Source organism: Megamonas sp. (assembly GCF_986095205.1).
This window is the reverse complement of record NZ_CFQVBI010000003.1, coordinates 24568-51326: the sequence shown is the minus strand read 5'-3', so window position 1 is coordinate 51326 and position 26759 is coordinate 24568. Positions and strand designations below refer to the sequence as shown.

The 26759-nt window shown below is 35.4% G+C and carries 6 protein-coding genes; all 6 read right to left on the bottom strand.

Annotation, left to right across the window (positions count from 1 at the left end):
• Positions 1 to 22 precede the first annotated feature (22 nt).
• Positions 23 to 4594: a hypothetical protein gene (locus AC5LAX_RS00675; protein WP_493263580.1), complete on the bottom strand. Its 4572-nt coding sequence runs from the start codon at positions 4592 to 4594 to the stop codon at positions 23 to 25.
• Positions 4594 to 6957 (bottom strand): hypothetical protein, encoded by a 2364-nt coding sequence (locus AC5LAX_RS00670; protein WP_493263579.1) that lies wholly within the window; start codon positions 6955 to 6957, stop codon positions 4594 to 4596. The genes AC5LAX_RS00675 and AC5LAX_RS00670 overlap by 1 nt, the downstream gene beginning before the upstream one ends.
• Before the next feature lie 52 nt (positions 6958 to 7009).
• Complete coding sequence (locus AC5LAX_RS00665; RefSeq protein ID WP_493263578.1) at positions 7010 to 9961, bottom strand: hypothetical protein; 2952 nt, start codon at positions 9959 to 9961, stop codon at positions 7010 to 7012.
• A gap of 61 nt (positions 9962 to 10022) precedes the next feature.
• Positions 10023 to 10727 carry a hypothetical protein gene (locus AC5LAX_RS00660; protein WP_493263577.1) on the bottom strand — a complete coding sequence of 235 codons (705 nt, stop codon included), beginning with the start codon at positions 10725 to 10727 and terminating at the stop codon, positions 10023 to 10025.
• 294 nt (positions 10728 to 11021) lie between these two features.
• Positions 11022 to 17756 (bottom strand): hypothetical protein, encoded by a 6735-nt coding sequence (locus AC5LAX_RS00655; protein ID WP_493263576.1) that lies wholly within the window; start codon positions 17754 to 17756, stop codon positions 11022 to 11024.
• Between the two features lie 98 nt (positions 17757 to 17854).
• Positions 17855 to 26758 (bottom strand): AAA family ATPase, encoded by an 8904-nt coding sequence (locus tag AC5LAX_RS00650; RefSeq protein WP_493263575.1) that lies wholly within the window; start codon positions 26756 to 26758, stop codon positions 17855 to 17857.
• Between the last annotated feature and the right edge of the window lies 1 nt (position 26759).

The following is a 26759-nucleotide window of genomic DNA, read 5'->3' as shown; positions in this document are numbered from 1 at the left end:
ACAGGCCATTTTTTTTTGATTATTACTCTGTATCTTCTTTAACTGTGTCAGCTGCTAATTTAGCTATATTCTTTAGTTCAGTAGTAGCTCCCTTGAAAGTTCTACCGAATCCTGTAGTTCCCATAAAGTATTGAGATAGAGTCTTATCTCCAAATGCAAATTCATAGGTATTATTGAACACCGTGCTAAGATACCCAATAGATACAGGTTCTGAATTATTAACTAAACTCGACATAGTGTTGATAGGAGTTACATCGCCAAATGAATTGGTAAATCCTCTCTGGAATAGACTAAACACTGTATCTTCCATAGCCCTAGACATAGTAGGATTTAATGGGTCTCTATCTTCCTCTCTGGCTTCAGCCCACAATCTTATTAGATACTGACCTAGAGCTCCTAATAACAACCACAGCATTAAGTCATGTCCTAATCTCTTTAAATTAGATTTCTTGACACCAGTATCTTCGTTCCATATGTTGTCTCTGACTCCTTTAAGCCCTCCGGATTTAAATTCCCTCCAGGCATCTTTAAGGGTGTAAAAGATTCCCTCTAGGTATCTGTCAGCCCAAGTTTCTACCGGCACTCCTGTATTCTCTGTAGTTACTATAGTTTTAGTTTCTCCATTATCGTCTACTATATCCTTGTACCATAGGAGGTCTCCATTATCATTTTTAGCCTGAACTCTACCTGCCAGTCCATAGTTCTTTGGTTCTAGTAAATAAGCATTCCTGGTTGCAGACAAGAATGTTTTAAATTGACCAAGCAACGCTCCCATAAAGGTCTTCTCGGCCTGCATTCTTCCGTCATGGTCATAATAACCATAAACTAAATCTGATAAAGTTTTAATAGCAAGTACTTCGTCCTGTGTATAAGCAAATGGTAATGCATCACCTTCTTTTAGATTCAGACCTTCAGTTTCATTGAAAGATTTCATCATAGATAGATACAGACCTCTTTGCTTATTGTAGTCTGGATTACTCTTATTGCCAGAAGCATAAGCAGCTAACCGCTTGTCTTTCTTCCAATCATACTTTAATCCATCCTTAGTCATTTCTATAGCATCCCAAGTCCCATCATGTAGACTTTGAGCTATAAACATGGTCATTCTATTATAGTAATCCGGTGCTGTAGTAAACCAATAAGTATACCTGGATAGATTAGACAATCCTGACTTGTTACTTACTAACCTCTGTGACAATTTATTCATATCAAAATCAGCGAGTCTCATTCTAGCATTAAGAGCCTCTATCTTAGTGACTCTTGATAAAAAGTCTGGCCCGTCTTTCATGATAATAGCTCCGGCCTGTAGTAATTCTTTATAAGTAAATTTCTCTCCAGTGTAATACATTTTACTAAAGGCCATTGCAGAGTTCTTCCACATTCCGTCAAATACATCTCTGACTCCACCAGTAACATTAAATGCTAACAATCCGAAAGATGCTAATCTCTTAATGGGGCCCACAGCTTGGTATAACTGTTTACCTTCCTCACTAATAATGGATTGGTTAAATACTGCAATTTTAAGGTAATTATCCATTGTCTCATTAAACACTGTTAAATCAACACCAGTCTCTTTAGCATAGTTAAGAGCTAATAATTTAATTGCTTTAATTGCCGGGAGCACATCATCAAAGGCATCTTTACGTTCTGCGGCGAACACATAGCTAGTTACTAATGATTCCAAATTACGTTCCCAGAAATCAGAATTGTATTGTGCTAGTAATGCCTGTCTGGCATCTTCACTAGATTCAGAAATGTTAAACCTATTATACATTTCATATCTAGTAATCATGTCAGATTTAGCTGTATATTCTTCCTCCGAATATGCATCATTCTCTTCCCTATTCCAGAAGTCTTTAAACTTCATAGTAACATCTTTAGTCTCTTGGCTAGCCCATTTAGCAATTCCCATTTGCAATATCTTATTATTAGTCTGTTGCAATGGTACCCAGAACCATTTGTCTTGTTTCTTTAATTGCGCCACTTCTGAGTCAGATTCTGACTTACCTTCCAGATTAAATCTGTACTTGTTGATGTCCCATAATATCTTCTTCAGGAATCTTCTTTCTTCAGATGACAGTGGAGTACTATTATCGTAAGGATTAGCAAACAGCATTTGCTCATTTAGAGACCCGTCTGGATTTCTTCTAAACATATTGTCGTATATTTTAGTCTGGTCTCCTATTACTAAGTTTCTTGCGTTTGAGTATCCCTTATCCTTCCACAAGGCTTTAACGTAGTCATTAAAGAATGGATAGTAATATTCTTCAGTCTTCCTAGTAACTCCATCAAATGCCTTTCTTACTAATTTAACAGCCTGTCTAATATTATTCTCTGGAATTAGTTCAGGGTTAGTATCCATACCTCCTGATAATGGAGCTCCTTTACGAGTATATCTTCCCATCTTCTCCGGCTGTGTAAATGGAATATCTCTATAATAAAGCATCGCTCCTAGAACTGCTTTATAGAATCTTTCTATACCAGTATTAGAGTTCTCTTTCATTATATCCTCCACTGATGCTTTCTCAAGGATAGTTGGGAATGAAGTATACAACGTTTTGGCTATATCTTCTAACCTGTCGGCTGTAGCAGCTTTATCGTTTGCATTTATGTCAAATAATGCCTTACGTACTTTAGTGTTTAATTCTTGCTGGGTTCTAGGAGTAGCATCCGGTCTACTCATAAGTGCTAAGAACTCTCCTTTTAAAACCTCAAGTTCATCCATAAATGTAACCTGATTAAGTCTATTAGTTACTCCAGCTTCCTTTGCTAATAAGTTGAAAGTTTCTCTTATACTCTTCATATTGGCTATAGTAGCTGTAGATGTATCTGCGTTTAAGACCTTGAATGTCCCAATCCTAAATACATCTCCGAAGACTTCTGGCATCTCATTAATAGCTGCCATAATCTTCATCAACTCTATATTACCGCTAGTAGACCTTAATAACCATGGATTATTCATAGCATATGCGTCTTTCTCATAGTCTCCCAACATAGTAGTTCCTAAAGACAGTGGTATAATAGTATTTAAATCATGTTTACTAAGTGCCACAAAGTCCACTTGCTTAGTAATAACATTATGAATAGCTATAATTCCCATCTGTTTAAGATTCTCCATATCAACCACTTCCCAACCAGGGTCGTTTACATATTTCTGAAATGTACTTACTACAAAAGCTGTAGTCTTAAACCCTGAAGGTGGTACGATTTGGTCTAGAGGTTTATAACCCTTTAAAGCCTTGTCCAAATCGTATATAAATGCCTGTCTCTTCTCTGCAAAGATTCTATCCCTCTTCTTCAAGTATTCTTCAACCTTTTGTCTAAGTTCTTCATTAACAGCTTTATCAGCTGTATCTTTAATATAGATAGGTTTACTATGATTGTAATAATCACTAAAGTACCACCTTCCTTCTGAAGGATGTGGTGAATCATGTACTTGAGTTTGAATAAACGAATCTACGTCTATTCTATCCATTCTGCTCTGTAATTTAGGATTGGGAATAAACTTTGATAAAGTGTTAAGCACTCCGTCCTTAATAGGATGTCCTACAGTCTCATCAGTAATCCTTACAGGTATTATGTTACTAATATTTGAGTAATATTCTCCTACTCCCCAAGCTAGTCTATTAACAGCTGAAGATGTGTCTTTCTTCCTGTCTTGTACTGCCTCAAACTGAACATCTGTTAAAGGACCTTCATCTAGGCCTTCTATTTTCATTGGAATTATATTAAGTTCCATATTTCTTACTGGGATTCCCTTAGAAGCTAACATCTGCCTGTAAAATCCTAATTGATAATCATATTTAGATGCTTTAGCTGCATCCCAGTCGTTAGAAATTTTGGTAGAACTTTTAAATAAATACAAATGAGGTTGTCCTTCTTCATCTACAACTATTAAGTCGATAGAACCTACTAGTTTAAGTCCGTCATTTGTATTGGCATCAACCAGAAATTGAGACATTATTTTAGCACCTTTACCATGAGCTCTATATAGCTCACTTTTAAGTGTTTCTAAATTATCATACAATGATTTAATAACAGCTTCGTTGTATTGCATTCCATATTTCTTAGTCAGGGCTTCTAAGTCATAATGCCCTGCAAAGTAGTCTCCAATCATAGAATGTATATCAATACCAGTTTCAGCTATTCTATCCCACATCTCTAACGTTTGGTCTACTCTAGCATGTGCTTCTTCTCTACTAATCTTCTCCTTATCCATTAATTCAGTAACAGTTCTGCCTCTCCAATTAGTAACATTAAAGGGCTGAATTAATGCGCCTTCACCGTCACCAGACCTTCCTTTCTCTAAGAAATCTGTAACGGACATATTACCGTCAGAAGCAGTATAACTTATATCTCCCCCAGTTAAATCTACTCCGTCTTCTCTAAGTCTAGCTTCACTTCTGATACCTCTTAGTTTAGCTACTATTTCAGCTTGCTTAGTGTCCTGACTAAGTACGATATCAGATATAAGACCATATTCTATCTGATTCTTATGTGCTATCAAGAAGTCAAATAGGTCTGCATAGTTGTTATTACCCTCCCCAAATTGTACTACTTGACCATTTATATTTAAACTATATGAACAAGCCATTAGCAATTCTCCTTTAAGTTACCACTCTTTATTAATTTCTGAATTAAATTAGTTATAGTACGGGATTCAGAAGCTAAGTTCATATCAAAACCTGCTGCTAAATCGTTGTTAATAAGTGCACTACCAAATTCAGACATAATATTATCTATAGACATATTAAGAAGTCTTCCTAACTTCTCATTCTTAATATCATCACTAGTTTGGAATGTCTTTTGAGTCTTCTCTTTAAATATTCTCCCCATTTCCTCTAGTGAAGCTTCTTTACCTTCAAACCAAGGCTCTGCGATTCTAGCGAAGTAATTACCAAACTCTGTAACAAATATCTCCTCATTCAAGTCAGGAACAGCTCTAGTATCTCCTATCATCCTAAATGCTTCTAGTTTATCATCATAGTTCGCCAGAGACTCCACCTGTTCAACTAGCCCATAATAAAGACCTGGATTAGTCCTCTTCATAGAACCCATAATTAAATGTGCAAACTCATGCAGTGAATCAGCTGTAGTAGCTCTGTCTACATTTAGATAGACTTCTCCATTATAAATAAATGCATTAGTTCTTCCAGCATTAGGAATCACTCCTCTGAATTTAGAAGCTATCTCTCTAGCAGTAACTACGTTAACATTAATGCCATAGTTCTTACTAAGGTGATTGGCTATCTCTACCATTTCACTTTTAAATGACCTGGGTACTTTCTTGTGAACTGGTACACTTCTTTCTGATTCTAGCTTTCTGAATGAGTATTTGTCCCCATTTGCCCCAGTTACTTCATATACAGATTCGGTAGCATTCTGAATTGTATTTAAAGCTTCTGTCATTAATTGCAGCTCATAGTCTAGTTTGTCTTGAGTTAGCATACTAGGTACTTTACTGTTATATAGAGAAGCATGAATGTCTGGGTCTCTTAATTGATTCTTTAATAAGAAGAAAGTCTCCAATTTCTCTTGGGTGTTAAGTATAGATTCTATATTAAGTCCCTGCTCTTTAAGTATGCCAATTAGTTTCTTATATTGGGGCTTCTTATTAAGCTCTGATATGAAGTTGTTAAAAGTAATACTCTTAACTAAATCCTTATCATTGTATAGCTTTATGTTATCATTTAGTTCTATATCCAAAACGGAGAATCTGTCTCCAATTTGTAAGAATTGATAACTTTGTATTGCTAAACTTCCATTTTTGAGTTTACTAGTAACCGATTTCAAATCTATAGGTCTGTCTAATAGTTTATTGGCAATACTTCTAGCATATTTGAGATTATCTACTCCTGCTCCTTTCAGCCCGTCTGAAGTTGTAACAATCCTACTGTCTATATAATATCTGTCATTATATTTAGCGATGTTATAACCCCCTACAGTTTCAATAGGCTCTATTAACTCTCCAGAGTATTCTGTGTTAACTATAGTCTTGTCAAACTCCGGCTGCTTAAACGTATTTCTTAATAATATTCCCCCATCACTTATAAATGCAATGTCTAAGAACTTCTCATTGTCAATTTTATTATTCAAGTCTTGTATAGTAGATACTATAGATTCATCAGACAGTTCTCCGTAGCTGTAAGCATCCATAAAGTCTTGCATATCTTTCTTAGATATACGCAAGTAATTCCCAGATACTTCTGCTCTGTCTACTAGCGCTTGAACTGTAGTGTCTGAATAAGAAGGAATTTCAGTAGTAGGAGTACCTATTATTTGATTAAACAGTTCATTAAATTTACTAACAAGCCCATTCTTATATAATGCATCATTGAAAGTAGCACTAGTATAGAAGTAATTCACAAAAGCAGGTATAACATTACCATGAATACTATTGGTGTTAAAGTTATACCCTATATATTTCATGATAGTCTGCACTCTGGATGAAGTATCATTACTTGCAGCTAGCATCTTTAACGCAGACTCTATATTCTTGTTTACTTCCTGAACTTGTTCTTTAGGAGCCTTATCTAATACTGTATTCACATATCTTTGCTTTAGATAGGTCTCTATATATTCTTCTTTAGGCTTAATAACTGCCAAACTGCCACTAGTGTCTCTAAATATACCATAATTGGTATTCCAAGCAAGGCTAAATCTAGCATTAGTGAGTAGTATATTATTCCTATTTAAGTCCTCACCTTCCCCTTGCAACTTGTCCACTAGGTAGGTAATATTTGGAGTTGGGAACTCATTTTTAATTGTATTTAAATTATAATTACCAATTGGTAATCCGTCCTTGCCAAGATTCTTGGAATCCAAAGCTGTAATAGGAAATCCTCCTGAATTTACTGCATTAATAAAATCATTATAACTCTCTACATTTCCCATTAATGCTCCTACTGCATCTTCTAAAGACATTTTACTAACGTCAGGAACCTCTAGCTTAAACAAGCTAGGGGCTCCCTCGTTAGAATGTACTAAAAATTCTACTGTACAACTCATGTTAACAATTAATTCTTATTTGTATAGTATTACGCTCCATTAAGCTCTTAATCTTATTAACTATATTCTCCATAGAGTCATTCCTACTGAGAACTAACTCTTTCATTTTAGCATTCTGATTTGGAGTTCTAATAACGAAGTAATTATCATATAATCTTCTCATATCTACATTACTTGAGTCCGGGATGTCATTTACTTCATAATAATCCTCTCCATCCCTTTCATATAGTTCGAGACGACCTGTTTCTTCATTTCTCATTCTAATATACTTATTTCTAGCTCTACCTTTAGCACTTTCACTAATAATAGGAGCCATTCTGATAAGTGCATCTTCTAATGAGAATGTATCTATATTAACATCCAAACTGTAGTCTGATTGTCCTACATACTTCTGATACTCTATTAGTAAGTCACTAACGTCAGTCTTATCAAATGTATTCAGCAGAGTCGTAAACCTATCCGCCCCGTATTTGTCCTTATTAACAACTAAGTTATATAAGAAGAACCAGTCAGTAAGAGGCAATCCTTGTAGATTAATTCTCTTTAGTGCTGCAAAATCTTTCTGATATCTACTAAACATAGCTTGGTCTGATTCAGTTCTTATATTCATCATGTCAATAGGTAACTTCATATATGTGGTGTTACCTCTAGTAAACGGGTCAATACGTCTATTCATACTTAATCCTTGCACAAATTGGTTGATTAATAACGAGCGAACTCTCTTATCTCCAACCATTCCGTTATGGAGTTCTGGAATAACTGTTCCTTCCATCCATAGTTTAAAGTTAGCAATTCCATCGTTAGTGGCCAAACTAAATACCTCACCTCCTTCTTTAATATCGTGCAGAGTCATATCATTTCCGATATACTTCTGACCTTCATCCATTCTGAAGGTAATGTTGCGTTTAGCCAACCAGCCAGTGATTAGTACATCGTCTACATGCTCACCGAGTGCATTTAGTTGCTCTTTAGTAACAGCTCTACCATATGTAGGATTCTCTTTAATAAGAGCTTCTCTATAGGAATTTACTAAGTTGAATTTAGTACTAATATTTACATCAGTTGTGTCAGTTAAGAATAACACTTCGTATAAGGCCTTGAAGTGGGGAATTTTATCAATCATGTCGAATATATTCCAAGTTCCCTTTATTAGATTATAGTAAGCTATAGTTGACTTTTTGTAGCCAGAGTTCATTGGGTCAAGGAATTTCCTCATACTAAATCCTCCATTAGTAATACCTTGTGCAATAGCATCATTGACCACAGCTCTTACTTGCTCCTCGGATAGGTAAGGTTTATCATTCAGGATGTTCTTAATAACTACCTCAGGGTTATATCCTTTCTCATATTTGTCATCTTTATATAGTTGCTCTCTGCTAGTAATTGCAGATTCATATGTATTTAACATAGCCATTTTACCTCCTAAATCTGTAGGCATACCTTGATTTAGTCCGTAGAATCTTCCTAACAGTTCTGTCTCTCTAGCATTTCTATTTACCTTCTTAAATTCGGCAAATCTGTCCATGTCCAACCTATTTTTCATCTTCTGTAGGTACTTATATTCTTCCAAGAATCTGTGTTCTCTATAAGATACAGCTGGGAATATATCATCAATAGAATCACCTTCTGCAAACCTATCTTTGATAGCTTGAATCCAATTACCTCTCTTATCGAACGCTTCCTCTCCAGAGTCAAGTAGTTTCTCTTGCACTCTTTTGAAGAAGTTACCTAAAGAAGTAGAATCGAAGTAGTTTCTAATATTAGGGCCTTCTTCCAATGCCCTAACTACAGAGTCTACTGATGCATGGTCATGATATTCATCAAATACATTTACCTTCATTAAGTCATTTACAGTTTGTACTGTCGGGCTTGTCATGAATTTAGCGATATCATTAAAACTGAATCCTAACATAATCATATGTAAGTACATACCAGCTAGATTAGGACCTGCATTGATTTTAGAAAGAATCAACTCTTTAGCATTATCAGTAGCAGCTGATAGTAATGCAGAAATTACTAATGACTGGTCTGGTTGCATACCTAATTGCTCTTGAACTACTCTAGCTACATCCTCCGGTGATAATTGCTGTTCTACGGCTCTGACTATTAAATTTCTCCAATAATCTTTCTTAACTGCCAAATCATCAAAGTTAACGTTAGCCATTATGTTTCTTAGAGTAGGTACTGTTATAGGTTTGCCATTCTCACTTAACATTGTTTGGATGCCTTCAAATCTAGTGGAGAAGAACATGTTGTCTAACCAATCCTGGTCTCCATTTCTAACACCTTCATTGAAGTAGTAACAGTTAGCAAAGAATACTTTCTCACCTACAGCTGCAATACCAATTACTTGTTTACCGTCCATATTCTGCATCTGCATTACCCATTTGGATGAGGGTGATGTCATGGTAATCTTATTAGCTTCTTGTCCAGATGCTGATTCCTTAGCTGCCCTTTGCGGGTCTCCCATTTCAATAGGAGAGTAAGCCTGGTTCATATTCTTCAAATTCTGGATAATATTGCTAATTTTAGATGATACAGAGTTTCTAAATGCAGGAAGTAAGTTACTTCTTCTAATCTTCTGTCTACCGTTTCTAGCTTTCTTTCCATTTTCATCAAATTCTTCAGTCATATACATAGTATGATTGTTAATTCTATTAAGAATGAAATTAGCATTATCGGTGTCAACTTCACCTGAATATGTTAATATTCTAGCATCATCAATAGCGTTGAGCATCTCTGCTATCACCGGGACAGATTCTGGATTATAGAAGTTCTCCTTGTTAAGTTGGTTTAGATAGTTAGTAATGTCTACTCCACCACTTCCATATGCATATAACTTGCCATTAGGAGTAGGTAGCATTTCGGATGCTTTGAGTGACTCAATACTATTAAAATTAAAATACGGAGACCAACCTACATAATGTCCGCTGGTATCAAAATCATAACCCATGATATATGCTTTATCAATATCCGTTTACCTTATATCTTTCAATATAAGACTGACTATATCATCACTCTAATTCAAGAGTGTCTCGCGCTTCGGAAGCAGCTCTCTGCTGCGCTATAAATTCAAGCTTAGTTGAATCTCTTCTTATTTTATATAATAATGATGGAACTTGCTCTATGTAAGGTCTTACTATGTTTACAAACTTGTCACAATCAAGTTCTGAAGATGTAGCGATTGAATATGTTCCACGACCTTCTTTAAAAGGTCTAAACTTTATATCCCACACTTCAGCAAAGTAAGCAATTATTACATTGACTGTATCTTCATCCACACATGTAGCTATTTTAATCGTATGTTGTATAGAGCTACGCTGCTTAGATGTATTCACATTAATACAGCCATCATCCATATACCAAATAGCTAAACCTAGAGGTGTTATCCAATTTAATAACTTCCTGGTTATATGTTTCTTTGGAGTATATACCGTTCGCCTTAAAGCCTTAATGGTCGGATTTAGAGACATCTGTGAATACAATACCTTTTTACCAGTGTTATACCCACAAGATGATATATACTCTTTAACGCCATTGTTTTTAATCCCATGAACATCTAGTAATCCAACTTTCCATTCTAAATACTCTCTTTGAGCTTCAGAATGACTCAACTTAAATACACAATTACTAGATATTGTTCCATCTCCTAGCAGGAGTCCTATCAAAAGACTCTTCTGCTCTTTACTAAGCTTTTTAATTATACTTCTTTTAGCCATTTCATTTAATGTTTAAATTAATACACTAAATGAAAGTTCCTACTCCCTTACGGGATAGTCGATGAACTTTCATCCTTATGAATACAAAGATAGGACTTATGTTGTCGAGTAACAAGTCTTATATCAATATATTTATCTAGGATGCTTAGCTGCGGATTGTCCAATTCTAACCTTTTTTACTATACCAGTAGTAGTTAATTACTGCCACTAAGTACATTTCTGCCCTAGTTTAGTAGGTTAGACTCTAAGGAGTTCCCCGTCAGTTCACGAGATTTATTATAGTGATTACAATATTTATAATGGAGCTAACCTAAACGGTAGGTTTAGCCGATAATCACTTCCCTGAAGCCAGGTTTGCCAGTGAGATACATGTACCACATTCTTATCAGAGTCATTAAATGCCACAGCTTTCATCTTCATAAATGACTGCATTGTCTGTGCAGGAATACGAGCTACTGTAAATTCAAGTGATTTCTGGAATGATACAAACTTCTTCTTGGCATCTATAATCTTCTGATTCTTCTCTATTCCGTCTAATTGATAAGCCAATCTAGACACACTGAACTCTTCTCCTTCGTTCTCTTTATAAGTATCAAATAGTAATTTAAGCAATCTATCATTTCTTTCAGAACCTGCTTCAATTACTTGCTGCATCATTTCCTTATTCTTAGTGTATTGGTTAATTTTAACAGAATCAAAACTATCCATTCCATAAATATCAATAACACTGTCAGGAGTTTTAGCTACTAATACTTCTTCAGTAGTATTATTACCTAATGCATTGTAAGATGTTACTACTTCATGATACTCTCCACTTTCATCATAGAATCCAGCCTCGTACATCTTCTCACCATTTTCATCTACCCTCATAACACTATTACCAACTCTAACGAAATCAGATTCAGTAAGTGCCTTATTAACTGATAGATGTTCCATTAGAGAAGGAGTTTCTCCGAGTGCAACATACACATGTTTACCATTAGCTCTAGTAAACATCATATCATACCATTTAATTTTAGGAGCGTGATATTTATCATACCTATTAACGAAGAACTGATATCCTTGTGTAAGTACATCATTAATACTATCATTAGGTCCTAAGTTAAACTGGTCTACATATAGTTTACTAATAGAAAGTTCAGCAGGATTATTGACTAGATTCTGAATAGGAATAGCAATATCTCCATTACCTAAATCCCTAATATAGCCATTAGCTGCATATTTGTCACTGAATGCGACTGGGTCTGCTAAGTACTCTGCTTTCTGAATGCCAGTTACAGGCATATATCCGTTGTCCAGTAACGTAAATGTTGCTTGTATTTGTGCTTGTATTTCAGAATCTAAAGCTTTAGGAAGTTTACCTCCGTCATACTTAGTTCTTTCACTGAATGACCTTTGTATAGCTGGCATATCAAATATGCTATGTCTCATACCGGTCATATCTTCCCAATAAATCTCTGCTGGCTTTAAGTCTGTAGGTCTAGTAATATCAGTATAGAATTGAGAGAAATTAGCTTTTACTAAGTTATACGTATCAAAATCATTTACATATACCGGTACGTAACTACCCTCTATACTCCAACCTCTATCAGCTAGATATTGGTCTACAGTCATTAAAGAATTGGCTTGATTCTTAGCTTGTGCAGACACAGCCTTGTCATAGTTATCCTGTGCTTTAGCTATCTCTACACCTTCCCCGTCTCCATTCTGTGCTTTCTCAAGTTCTGTCAGAGTTCTCTTAACAGCCAAATCAAGAGCTATTTGCTTGTCTAATGCATTTTGGCTAATTCTAGCCACCACTGATGCTACTTCTTGAATAGGCAATTTGATTCTATCTCCAGGAAGTAATCTATCTATAGTAGATGCTGGCTGTGCCTCTATTTTAGCTTGCTCACTTTGTAAATACTCATCAGGAGTCATTCCTTGTTCGGAAGCAATCCTATAAATATCATCATATTTATAATTAGTACCTCCTATGCGGAATTGTTGTACTATATTGTATGCAGGAGCCATAACTGCACCCATACCTGGGAACTTCCTCTTGATAGCAGTTTTATTAATATTAGATGTAAACGAAGATAAAGTTTTACCAAAGATAGAAGGGTCACTGTATGGTATTTTATATACATCAGTTCCATGAGAATTATTATTCTTTCTATCTAATGCAAACTCTGCCTTAGCTTTCTCAATAATAGTCTTAGCAGTACCAAGTTCATCTCCGTCCTTATTAAGCTCCTTAATAATAGCTTTACCTACTATTTCATAAATATCGGATTTAACATCAGGATTGTCAGTAGGTTTAATCCCAACTAATGTATACACTGCATCTCTAATGCCGCCTATTGATGATAATGCCACTCTACCCAAATCTTTGTATGCCATTTTAGCCATACTGTGAGTAAATCCCATAGCTTCTAATGCAGAGATTACCTGTGAGAACTCTGTCATTGTAGATTGATGTTCTGGGTCAGTTACTACATGGTCTGCATCCATTTGAATACCAAGACCTTCAGTATTAAATTCCATTTCCATTAAAGGACTGTCATCAAACCAAGAACTATCTCCATTTATATTTTGAGCTCCTACTTTAATTGCAGACTTATTAACCAAGTAAGCAATCATCTTATGTTTAAGCGGCTGAATAGTATTACGTTGAGAAGGTATCTCTCCATTAGGTCTATACCAACCTACATTGTTAGCATAATTAGCGGTAACGGCTAAGGAAGCATCACTATAAGCAAGTTCTCCATTTCTAAGAGATTCACTATATACTCCACCTAATGCTGCATGTAATTCAAATAATGAATTAATAGGAACATTTAACTGAACCATTACATTAGCGTCTCCTACAGCTTTAACTGGATTACCATATTCATTAACTGCTTGAGTTCTGATATTATATAATCCGTCACCTACTCTGTCAAGACCTAATATCTCGTAATGATTATTACCGTCCCTGTAGAATATTCTTTCCCCACCAGTAACATCTTTAAGCTCCATAGTGTTTCCGAATATGTTCTTAGTAAGGTCTATTCCTTCATAAGCATTATCAAACTGGTTTGTAGACTGATTCCATTTGAAATCAGACATCTTTCTAAACATGTTATACAGACTGATGTCAGATTTCATAGAGTTTCTCATTCTTTCGTTGTATGTAGAGAATGTAGCAAATTTCAACAAAGAAGCAGTACCATAATCCCCATTGAAGTCATGCCCAATAGGCTTTTTATCATCACCTACAGCAGAGTCTTGTAATGAGAAGTTCTCTAAATAAGACATAATAGGATTGCAGAACGCAGAACCGTCATGTGCATCTACAGTAGATGTCTCGCCTTTAAAGTTGTACACAAATGCTGCAACGTCGCTCATAATGGCTAGTCTGTATGTTTTAGGAATACCTAATAAACTGTTCTGTTGGAAGTACTGCAATGTACCTGGTATAATTACATTTCTTTTTAATTCTGCAAGTTCTCTAGAAGATTGTTCTAACTCTATGCCATTAAATGACGCAGGATTAACTTTACCATATTTAGCTTTATTAGGATGTGCTATACTACTACCTGTAGTGACTAGTCGCAAGTTCTCTGAAGTTAGAAAGTCAGCTAAGAAGTATCTTTCGAGAATAGGATTTAAAGTAATATCTTCATCATTTCTTAACCATGTACTATCTAAGTCAGACAACCTACTAAGTACCTTGTCTCCTTGCTTAGCTAGTATTAATTCTTGAGTATCATTGTTTATCCATGATGCCTTATCAGTAGGAATAAGAGTATTTAATGCCTTATTTAAAACAGAGTTTACTCTACCGTTAGCGTATCTAAGAGGGAATGTCATATTATTATCAATCATATCTTTGACAAACTTCTTCTTCTCTCTCAAGAACATTTTATTATATACATCTTCCTTAGCATATAACTCATTAGCATTGAAATTCAATAGAGCATTTGGAGACAGTCCACCTTTCTTGTTTCCATTTAGGACAAACGAACCTCCCTTATTAACATGTACATTATCAATATTAGGAACTCCATTACGGTAAGACATATCACCGTATTCTCCTTTAGTAGTTACTGACAATATTGCTTGAAAGTCTTTAAATGTCATTTTATCTACTAAGTCAATAGGTTCCTTAGGCTGTAATTCTGTTAATATATAGTTATTAATTGCATCAATTTCCATATAATCTCCAGCCTGCAATGCCGCATCAGCTAATGCTTGTTGTTTAGCAACTTCTTCTGCTAATTTAGCATTATGTGCTTCTATTTTGGCATTCTCTGCATCCACTGCTGCTTGCTTACCAACTATGCTATTATAAGCATCTGTTAGTCCATTCTCTTGTAGTCTCTGCAAGAATGTATCAAGACTTCCTCTATATACATTTCTATAGTCATTAAGCACATTATTAAATGTGTTCTTATAGTAAGAACCAACAGTAGACCTAATAGCTTTGTTTAAATCGGAAATTGATGAATTAAGTAAGTCAATAGTAAACTCTTCTCCATTCTCGTCAACAAGTTTGATTCCGTCGGCAGTTAAGGTCCACATTACGAATGTTCCCTTATCAGAATATACAGTAGGTTGAACATTAATAGTCTTAGATTGTCCTTTGTCAACCTTCCTTAATAGATTAGCATAGAAGTCATATAATATTGAAGAATATCCAATCTCTGCTACAGAGAAACTAGTAGCACTCTTCTTAACTCCAGTTCTACTAACAACATCGGTTTTAATTGATGTACCTCTAAGCATACCTGGATTTAATCCAAATAATGTATTCTTTAAAGAAGAGTTCGGATTCTCTATAATGGTTCTTGTGACGTATCTTCTAGTCAATCCAGCTAAATTAGCAATCCTACTATTAGGAATATTATTACCTTCAGCGTTCTTAATAACAGATTTAAATATTTCTCCAGTTACTATTTGCTCTGCTGCTACTAAATCATTCAAAGTGTTAATTAAAGCACCATCAATAGCTTTTAATGAGTTAGATGACTTGTCGTAGTAGAATCTAGCTTCTGGACTATCCTCATCAACTTTATCAGTATAATATTTAAGGGTCTTAATAAATGAATACAGGTCTAGGTTGTCTGGATTGTTAGTCTCGAACTCATTATATACTGTATTTACAAATGCAGAACTATTAGCTAGAGACATTAAGTTCTCTGTTAGATATTTTAGATTGTCTGCTTCTTTTACATTCTTAAATGCCGCCAGTAAATCTATGTTGCCATTTAGGAATCTAGTATTAATGAAATCATCCATAAACTCTACTAAAGATACATATAGTCTCTCCTGTGGAGTTATAGTTTGAGGGTTATTCTCTTCATAGATTGCTTTTAGTGTAGTAAATGAAGGCTCTTTTAATATAGTATCTAATGAACCATATTTAACCTTATCAGAAGGACTTAACTCAAGTTTCTTTTGACCTTTACTACCAATAGCAGCCCTATTATATATAAGAGTAATAGTGTCGCCATTATAAGGTAATTTAAATGAGATGTCTCCCAGAGTAGCGTTATGTACTTCTACTCCCCACTTGTCAAGTAGTTCTTGTCTGTTGCCACGTAATTCATTACTAATATCAATATCATTCTCTCTCTGGATTTTACGTCTGTTGACATTAGTTTGTTTAATTTCCATAGAATCTAGGTCATTTGTGTCTTGATTCATGGCATACTGAATGTACTTAGCATTATTAGTTCTATCTACAACTCCAGATATTGAATCAAGCAAATCATAGGTGGTTATAGCTTTGGATTGCTTGTAATCGTTATTAATAATGTTATATAGAGAGTTAGCTCTGCTATCATTATAGAACTTCTCATAAATAGATTTAAATACATTCAAATCATTTATTTGAAATATTCTAGAACCTCCCCCATTGTTAATAATTTCTTCAAGAATCCTCTTCAAGTAATAATTAGGAGCTGAATGGAAGTTAATAACTAATTCTTGCAGTCTGTCTCCAAAATATAGAAAGTTCGCTTCGTCTTTAAGCTTATTCATTGAATGCAAGAACTGTTTAAGTGTAAGGTAATTGTCCCTTATTTGCTCTCCAGTGGTAAAGTTAAGCACAGGAGTTTGCTCAATAAGTAACCTAGACACATTACCTATTTCAGATATTGCATCCACATTCTCATTAGTTCTCCAGGTTTTAACCATGTTAGAACCAGCTCTAAATTGATATTTATTAACTGATACGGGAATCTCTATTCCAATATATCCTTTGTTCTTAATCTCCATATTCTTTCCGAATAGATTCTTAAGAATAGTATCAAAATTACCATTTGACAGTACAGCCCAAGCATTAAACGCATCAATCAGCATTTGATTCTTATACAGGTCTCCGAACTTCTGCTTTCTTGAGACATATGCATTGTCTAGTTTAGACCTAGGCATGTCCTTAAACAATTCATCAGCTAGTCTAAGAACTTTCTGCATACCTTCCACATCTGGAGTTCCATCTATGTAGATAGCGTTAGGCATATTGAAATCTGTAGTAATTCCATCTTCTTCATTAGTCATTTTAATATAATCGACTAAGTTCTTGAACATAGTATTCTTATATTTAGCAATATATATGTTCAAATCATCAGTAGTCTTGATTAATTTACCATCAGTAAAATTAACTAAAGACGATTCAATTATATTATATCTGAATTGATTTAGCATGTACTCTTTTACTACTGTAGCAGAGCCATACGTATCATTCAGAGACGGAGTAAGTATTCTCTTCTCCGAGTTGGAAACCTCATTATTAATATTCTCTGGAGCATCCGGAATAATAAGGTCCTTATCAGCTACTTCAATTGTAGTTGCTTCAGGAGAAAGTCCAAAGTTCTGACCTAGAGGTTGTGCATATTCAGCTAACAGCTGTTCTTTCTGTGTATCTTTAAGTATTCTTGATGTTTTAATATAATCTTCAAAAACCTTAGAAAGCGAGACGTATTCTGCCTCGCTCTCCAGGTTGAATAGGTTAGTACCTTTCAAGTTAGTAAAGAAATGCTGAACAAAGTCTGTAGTAGACAACGGTTCAGCCTTTCTAAACTTAAGTACTGTTCCTCTAAGGACACTTTCGGCATCAATCCTATGTAGTCCTATGTCAAAGTTAGTACATGCCATTATTCTTATATATTTAATTTACAGTTCTGACTATCAATTATTTGCTTATTATTAGCAAGACTGTTAATATATTCCATAACATCTAATATGTCAGGGTCGTCAAGTTGCTCATCAGTCAAGTAACATTCGAAGTGATTGTCCACTAATCTTATCTTATCAAGAAGTGCATCAGCAGCTTCCGGAGTAAGAGAGGTAGTAGCTCTCAATTCTTGGATAACAGTCATGATTTCGGTCTCCCTAAGATTCTCATGGTCTCCAATGGTATCTTCGAATATCTTGAGTTTCTGTTCTCTATTAGGGTCAAATGGAACTTCATACATCACTGTATCAACTATATTAACTTCACTTCCAATAATGCTTCCTTTAATTGTTTGTCCACCTTGCAAATATACTGTAAAATCTTGTAAATTACCACTACTATAATCAACATTTTGAATACCCGTAGTATCAATCTCTCCGTCTTTAGTTTTGGGTAGTACAGACGGACTCTTAACATTTATTTCCTGTAATAGAGTATGTACCTTATTAATGACTGGCATGTTGTTAACATCAACAGTCATATCTAGATGAATTACAGGGTCGTTATTAATTAATAGCTGTCTGTTATTTATGTCATTAGTAAGACTAGTATTTACCTTAGTTGCTACTCCTTTTAATATTTCATCTAATGCAATATCACCTTTCTCTAGATATTCATTGCGTGCATCATTAAGGATTTGGTCTATTGAGGTATAGCCAGTGAAAGCACTGGATACTCCATTAGCAATTAACGTAATGTTATTATCAAACTCTGACTGTCTGTTATGTGGAACTCCTTTATTAAATTGTCTCTCTGATAATACAGTAGGGTCAATGGTTATTTCAAAGTTAGGACTTTCTATAGCAGTATCAATATAGAATTGATTGTCATTATTTCTAGTTGGATAGAAATCAGAAGGTCTACTATCATGTGAAGTCGGAGTTCTAGGAGTATAATATATTCCATTTATAAATGGAGCATATGTAGTAGTTGCAGCTCCTTCTTTAATAGTTGGAGTGCCATGGAATATCACATTAAACATGTTATTTAGTACAGAGAAGTAGTTATCTCTACCTGCATCTCTAACTGCTCTAACTATATTAAATGATAATTCCTCTAACCTAGTTTCCTTCGTTTTACCGTCTCTAGCTTTAGCTCGGAATACATAACTTTCATCTGATTTCTTACCAGCAGAGAATAGTTTGTAAACTGATGATAATAATCCAACCATTTTGAATGAGCCGCCCATTCCACCTATATTAGATGCTGCATGTTTATAAGTATTCTTACCGTCGGTTAACTCTATGGCTCCGTCGTCAGCTATTAACTGCGCTAAGATACTGTCCATATCTCTGCCATTAGTAGCTATGGTGAAGTTCGGATTACCTGGTAATGAAATATACTCTTCCAATATGCTAAATAGATTATCCAATATAGATAGTTGAGCTTGAGCTACTTTAGGGTCTATGTAAACACCGTATGTAAGAGTTCTAGGAACTTTACCGTTAGAGTCAAATGTTTGCCATTCGTTTCTACTTAAATTTATAGGTCTTACTACCATACCAGGAGCATTAGTCTTAATAGCATCTGCATATGTAAGTCTAAACATAAATCCATTATAAATAGAAGAATCCCAAGGAACTCTCTTCTGTCCGTCCACAGTAGACTGGTCAATCAGCCTATTAAACTCATTAACTTCAGAAGTACCTCTAACATCATCAAGGTTATTAGCCTGCCTGTAAGTGTCATAAGCCTTAATGAAGTTCTTTAATCCAGACCTGTAATTCCACATACTTACTAGCATTCTGGCAGCAGTAGTATTACTTCCAAATGTTCCTAAATATTCCTTTACTTGATTCTTGTCTAATTTAGTTTTACCGTCATCAGCAGTATGAACTAAATCATTAAAAGACAGTCTAAAGTAATTATCAATAAAGGTTCCATTAGAATTAGCTACTATCATTCTTATAAGTGGTGGTACCGTCTTAGCTACTTCAGCTTGAGCCTCCTTATCACTAAGACCTCTAGATTTGGCTTCATCTAGTGCAGCTTTACGCTTCTTCTGCATTCTTAGATACATCTCTGCAAGATTAGATTCAGTTACCTTCTCTCCGTCAATTTTAAGATGTTTGTTAGAAGTGGCAAATACTACACCTTTACCTCTTACAGACTTATCTACCATAGCTACTCCACCATGTCCTGCATAAAGATACATCGGACTAATAATGGCATTGGGAAATGCTTCTCTAACCTTATCCAAGTTCCAAGTTTGGTCTGGAACTTTCTTAAGTCTAGTCGCAGCAGAGAATGATATGTCGCTTTCATCAATTCCAAGGTATTTAACAGTACTAGGATTATCTAAGATTTCCTTCTGCATATTCTTATACCACTTCTTGTACTTATTAATTCTAGCAGCAATATCAGCATCTTTACCATTACTGTTGTTCCATTTCTGCCAAGTATCAGGATTAGTTAATTTACCTATAGTGAATTGCAAATCATTACCCTTCTCCATAGGTATTCTATATACTATATTGAACGCAACAGGTTCTACTTTAGTAGAGTCATAACCCTGTTTGTCTCTAGCTTTATCAGTGCCTTCTTCGTTAGTATCATCTTTCCTGATTTCTAGATTGAACGTACCATTATTCCAAACTTCTGCACCCAATCCAGCTAAGTATTTATAACCATTGTCGCTTAGTTTCTGAATGAAGTCAGCATCAAACTTCTCGCCAAATGTCAAGTAGTTTCTAACGTCTACTAACATATCCTTGGCAGGTTGTAATGTATTAGTATCATACTCTACATTACTTCTAGTGAAGACATTCAAATCATCAACTACATCATTCCTTACCACTCTAGTAAATTTACCATCGGAAGTTTCTGCCATACCATATCTCATATACCAGCCGTATGCTCTAATTCCAGAAAGAGGTTCACTTAGTAATGATTCATCTATAACAGATTCTTCTCCTTTACCCTCTATATCTGCTAAGAACTCATTTTCAAGCTCATTAGTGCCAGTCATAGTTCTACTAGGTGGTATAAATGTAGGAGCTTGCACTTCCTTAGATTTCTCTTTAGTTGTAGGAGTAGGCTCTGGTATATCAGTAGATTTTACTGGCTCCGGAGCTTCTTCTGGATTAACTGGAGCAGGTTCAGGTATAGGTGGCTCCTGTGCTTTCCTAGAAGGAGTATATCCCTCTAATTCGGCATTAAATGCAGCCATTCTAATTACCTTGAATCTATCTATCACAGCAGAAGGGTCAGAAGTAGTAGATGTATATTCATCTTGACGTAAATTAGCTTCTTTGATAATAGTTCCCATGTTGCTATTAATAAAATAAGCTCCGTCCTTAGAACGAGACATCATAGTATAAAATGACTTCATATAATCAATAAGTCCAGAGACTGTATTTGTATTATACTTACTGAAGTTTACATCAATTATAGCATGTTTAAACTCAGAACCTTGAACTGATTTAGGAGTACGCATAATAATCCTACTATCTGCCATATTGGTTAGCATTTTGTAAGTAGGAGTATTCTCATCATCATACACATATCCAACTTCTCCGTCCCTTTCTAGTATTTGTCTAACATCGTCCTCGGTAATAGCAGTGACAAATTTACTTCCATTAAGGATATTGTCTTCGTCCTGATAATAATGTAGCTCCATCATATTACTTATTGTGTCTTTGACACTATTAACAGCATTAGCTTGACTTTCAGAATCAGCCATTTGTTCTGGAGTAAATGTCAACACACTCAAAGCCGCATTTACCGTAGTATTATTATCATTCTGTTGAGTATTAGTAATACGTAAGCTAATATCCAGCTTAGGAGTTCTGACCATTAAAGATTCAGATGACTTAACATTGTAGACACTAATAGTAGGATTTTCATATCCATTCTGATTTAAGTCTCCTAGTGGAACAATAGTTACATTATTCTTATGTGCCCAGTTAGACAAATGTTGCATATAAAGGCTATTTACCCAAGTAGCCTCATCAATAAATACAAGCCTCGGAGTTTGAACATCGTTATACTCTATATCTTCATTGATAATGGCAGCTCTATAAGATTCCATTACTGTTCCACCAGGCGATGTAATGGGGCCAAGTTCTTCTATTGTGAACTGCTTAGACTCCTTATTATTATGTAATATGTCATTAGACAGCTCTGCATAGTTAGATTCTCCCAATACATGACTCATTAAATCCTCTATAGTAAACGCTTTGCCTTCACTTCCCAAAGAATTAACAAGATTGTCAACTTGTTGTTTAGTTGGACCTACCTTCCATATCTCTGCATCAGGATAGTACTTCTTAACAATGTTCTGAATTAACTTAGCAATAACAGCTGTTTTACCAGCACCACCAATACCGTCTACCATTACAGTATTCCAGTATCGTATTAACTCGCTACCATAAGTTCCTTTAGGAGTATCTATATTATTAACAGCAGCATTCATTATATCCGGATTAACTGCCATAGCTGTAGCCAAATATGCAGCATATTCTTGTGAATATAAAGGGGCATAATTAGCATCTGTCTCAACAAGGGATTCTCTTAAGTAATAATCAAAATCTGACTTCTTAAAAGCTATCATTGCATGTAATAGCATATAAACATCATAATCCTCTAAAGATTTAGTCTCCGGGCTAAATTTGGTGTTTCTTTGCTCTACCAAATTATTAATGTTGAATTGATTTCTTACATCAGAGAATAGGTCCTTCAATATAACTTGTGGAGAATCTCCAGTAGTTTGCACTATCTCCTGGAAGTTGTCATACAGTTTGTTCTGCAATGAACTAAGTTCCTTAGAGATAAGCGGATTGTCATAGCTAACATTGTCAATATCATCAAGAGTAGGGGTTGGCATAGTATCTATATCTTTAAATAGCTGCATGCCTTTATACTTAAGTTCTTTTAGGAACTGGTATCTATCCTTACCCTTTAATATATTAGCTGTCAATTTAGATATTTGTTGACCTGTTCTACCATGTTTGCTGAACTGATTAACAGCATTCATTCTGGACAACTCTTTCAAGAATGTGAGTTGCCTAGTTATTAATGCCAACTCCTCTTTCATGATTGCAGCTATATCACCTCTAATAATCCCATATTTCTCTTCCTTTGGGAAGTAGGTTTCTAAGAAGTAATTCATAGTAGCATTGTGCCCAAATGGATTATTGATGTCTAAATCAGTAGTAGAACTGGCATCGATAACAGCACTAAGCATGTCTATGATTTTGAATGCTTGGTCTATTTCCTTCTCCTTATTACCGTCCAATACGTAGTCAGATACAGAAGGGGCGTTCTCTAGTCTTCTATTCTCATCTCTTAGTAAGTCAAAGATAGTGAGTTTGCTTCCATATACAGTATTAGTAAGTTGGTCAAGGAAATCATATACTGGACTAGTTTTGATTTGTAAAACATCCTTCCTTAATTGAGCTATAGTAGCATTAGTAGGATTAGACATTACAAGACTTTCCATATCCTTAGCTGCTTGTACAAATGTCTTCTCGAAATTATTTATTCTCTCTTCGACTTTCTCCATTACTACAGGAGCGTCTTCCGAAGGGTACACGTCCCCATTGTTGTCCATGAAGTCTAAAGTGTCATAAACAAGTCTCTTTCTATGTACATCAGAATGAAGAATATTATGAATATTGTCTATAACAGTATCCAAATTATTACCGTCTATGTCTTTTAATGTTTCTAATAAGGCATCATATATAGGATGTGGTATTCTGTTCCCGTCTATATCTAAAACTGGTACATCATTTGCAATAGCTTTTAACACTACATCAAATGCTGCTTCATTAGAGATTTTGTCTCCAAGTACACTTAATAGAATCTCCTTGGTATCAGCATCCATAAATCCAAACTGCATAGCTTGTTGTATTACAGCTTGCACTCTTCCGATTACTTCTAGGTTCTGAACTTCAATAGCTTGACGTCTTAGGTCTGCGTCAACTTCAGACTCACCTTCAATAGGAGAGAATCTTTCTCTTACGAACTTCTTGTTTAGTACTGGTCTAATATTCTTGTCTCTTCCTAATTTAGAAATAAGTACCTGTTCAGCATCAGCACCTTCTGGCACATCTAACTTGTCAACAGTGGCTCTTAAATCGATTAGATTATTATATGCCCATGCTTTGAACTTATAATAATCATCATAAGCTACTGTACCTTCTTCAAGTTTAGTAGAGAAATCTTTATTGAGTTTCTTAAATATACCATATGCTGTATCAAGAGCTTGCATCTTGTCTTGCTGTTTATAAGATGCATAATCAGACTCGTAACCTTTAACTTGTTCTGGAGCCATATCTTGGAATCTTTGTCCTGATTTAAACTCAACAAAATCCCTAAATGTTGGTGCATAGAAGAATGCATTTACACTATTATCAATAGCGAACAGCATTTGACCAGTATAGTATTCAGAGAATGTTCCGTCTAGGAATTTCTGTTTCTTCAAATCAAGGTCAGCCTTCTCTTGTCTTAGCCTTTGTAAGTCGTCAGCATAAGTAGTACTCTTCTTACTTTCTGTTCCAGTGTCTTGTGTATTAGACTCTAATGCAGCTATCTTTCTACGAACTTCTACAATGTCAGAAACTAAACTGTTAAAATCCTGAAGCATTTTGCCATTATATCCGTTCTCTATAGCTCTACCGAACTTCTGCCCGTCTGATACCTCAAAGCTAGCTAGAGCTTTCATCCTAACGTCTCCCATTACCATTTTGTCAAGAAGCTGTTCATCAGAGAAGTTAAGCCCTTCTTGATTAATAACAGCGTCAAGATGCTGTAGGTAATTCTTAGTCATGGTATAGACTGCTTCGTTTTGATTGTCACTAGGAGTAGTAGGAGAGGTCCATATTGTGCCTTGGTCTGTATCTTCTGTCTTAGTAGCAGATAGATTCTTATTACCAAGCTTGCCCTTTCTCCGCATATCATTCAGCTCTTCCATTAACTCACTAGTTCTACCATTTCTAATAAGGTAGATAAGTTCTTGGTTAGTCTGTTCATTAGTAGCCTTTCTATTCTGTGCAATATCTACACCATAGAAGATAGCACCACCAAGGGCTCCTCCGAAGAAGTTCATACCATATCTTTCAGCTGCATTCTCCCAAGCGTCGAGTTTCTGTTTACTCTTAGTGTAACCCATTTCCTGAGCCCAGTTAAATGTAGCTTTCGATAGGTCAACTACCAATTCTTCAGACATTTCTTCCAGACCTTCACCTATGGCCTTACCTACGAATCCTGTAGTATGATTTCTAATGTCAGACCAATAATTAGAAGAGTATTGTTTAGCAGTATTAAACATTTTAGCCAGCTTGTTAGGCTTAGGCATGTTACTAGTAGCAAGTTGGCCCAGCCCCTTATTAATTTCTCCAGTTACTTGTGAGATAGCCTTTCTGTAAGTGAGAGCGTCTCCTTTAAGCTCTGGGAAGAATAATTCACCAAGTCCAGTTCTATCAACTGCATACATGCCAGCTACTGCTCCCCATGCTATAGCTGCTGCTTCTGCTCTATCAGCTCCTTGCTCTATAGCATCTTCAAAAGTCTCAAGACCTTGCATCATAGCCATATAACCTAGAGCTGTATTAGCTGCCATTCTGTTATTTCTTTTAAGAATAGTCTCAAACGCTTTTGTACCTTTAAGCCTATTCATCTCATACAAGCTGCCTATGGCTCCTTTATATTTATCAGGATTAGAAGCCAGTAATCTAGTTGATTCCAAATCAGCAGCTTGCATTGCAGCTTTGTACTTCTTATCTGTACCTAGTAATGCATTCATGCCTTTGAAGATAGTTCTTTGCTGTCCCCACTGTAATGCCACATCGGTTACTAAATCAAAGAAATTCTCTGCTGACATCAATTTACCTTGAGAGTATTCTGATTTAGAGCCTTTAAATGTCCTACCTATACCTTGTATTAGGTTAGCTGTAGGAGTGTCTTCATTTAATCCTAGAGTAGATTTATAAATAGTAGGTAATATATCCATTAACTGGGCACCAATCATAGCTCCTCCATATACCAAATTCACATAAGGTACAAATAAAGGTGCTAGTGAAGTCACTGTCTTCATAACAGTACCAGTAACAGACTTATCAAGTCCGTCAGAATCAAAGAAGTCATATTTATTAGCAGCAGAACCGTCTACTGTGAAACTGTCAAACATAGATTTAAACTTACGACCATAAGCTTCTCTTCCGGCTAGTGTCTCATAGTAGTAGGTTCCTTCGTCATTGTATTTAAGGTCACCTTTACTATGCTTAACTATTCTGCCAGAGTATGGGTCTTTATGCTCTCCGTCTGAATCCCATTGGGCAAGTACTAAAGGTTCTGAAAGTGATTTCAAGAAACCTAATGGGCTGCCAAATAGAACATTATCATTAGGAGTATAGTCTTCGTACTTACCAGTTTCGTAGTTAAATACCTTCTGTGTTTGTGCTAGTTCTGATGCTGTCCATTCTCTATTATCTGTGCGTCCTATTTGTGACACACCAGTCTTCAATCTATCAGGATTAAGTACCCTTCTAACATTAAAATTAATAGGTCTATCCTCTGCATCATTAGGTTTTAATTGAGAATATGGGTCCCAATCAACGTCCTCCATGATTGTATCCTCGAATTGGTCATTGGCAAACTTTTGATAAGTAAATGCAGCACTATCATACTTTTGGTTAAATGCTACTTCATTAAACTTACCATTCTCATCCTTAAACATTTCTTGGACAAACTTACTATTCCTGTAAGTATTCTTATCTAGTAATCCAGTATTATCAGCTGTTAATCCCACATCTCTAAAATTGTCCATAGTAAATGAAGGATTCTCTAATTGAGCTACAAACCAATCATTAGGTTTCTTTATATCATTCATA

Excerpts from the sequence above, each read along its gene's own strand:
- AC5LAX_RS00665 (WP_493263578.1), bottom strand. The coding sequence starts at position 9,961 with ATGGGTTATGATTTTGATACCAGCGGACATTATGTAGGTTGGTCTCCG.
- AC5LAX_RS00675 (WP_493263580.1), bottom strand. The coding sequence starts at position 4,594 with ATGGCTTGTTCATATAGTTTAAATATAAATGGTCAAGTAGTACAATTT.
- AC5LAX_RS00660 (WP_493263577.1), bottom strand. The coding sequence starts at position 10,727 with ATGGCTAAAAGAAGTATAATTAAAAAGCTTAGTAAAGAGCAGAAGAGT.
- AC5LAX_RS00650 (WP_493263575.1), bottom strand. The coding sequence starts at position 26,758 with ATGAATGATATAAAGAAACCTAATGATTGGTTTGTAGCTCAATTAGAG.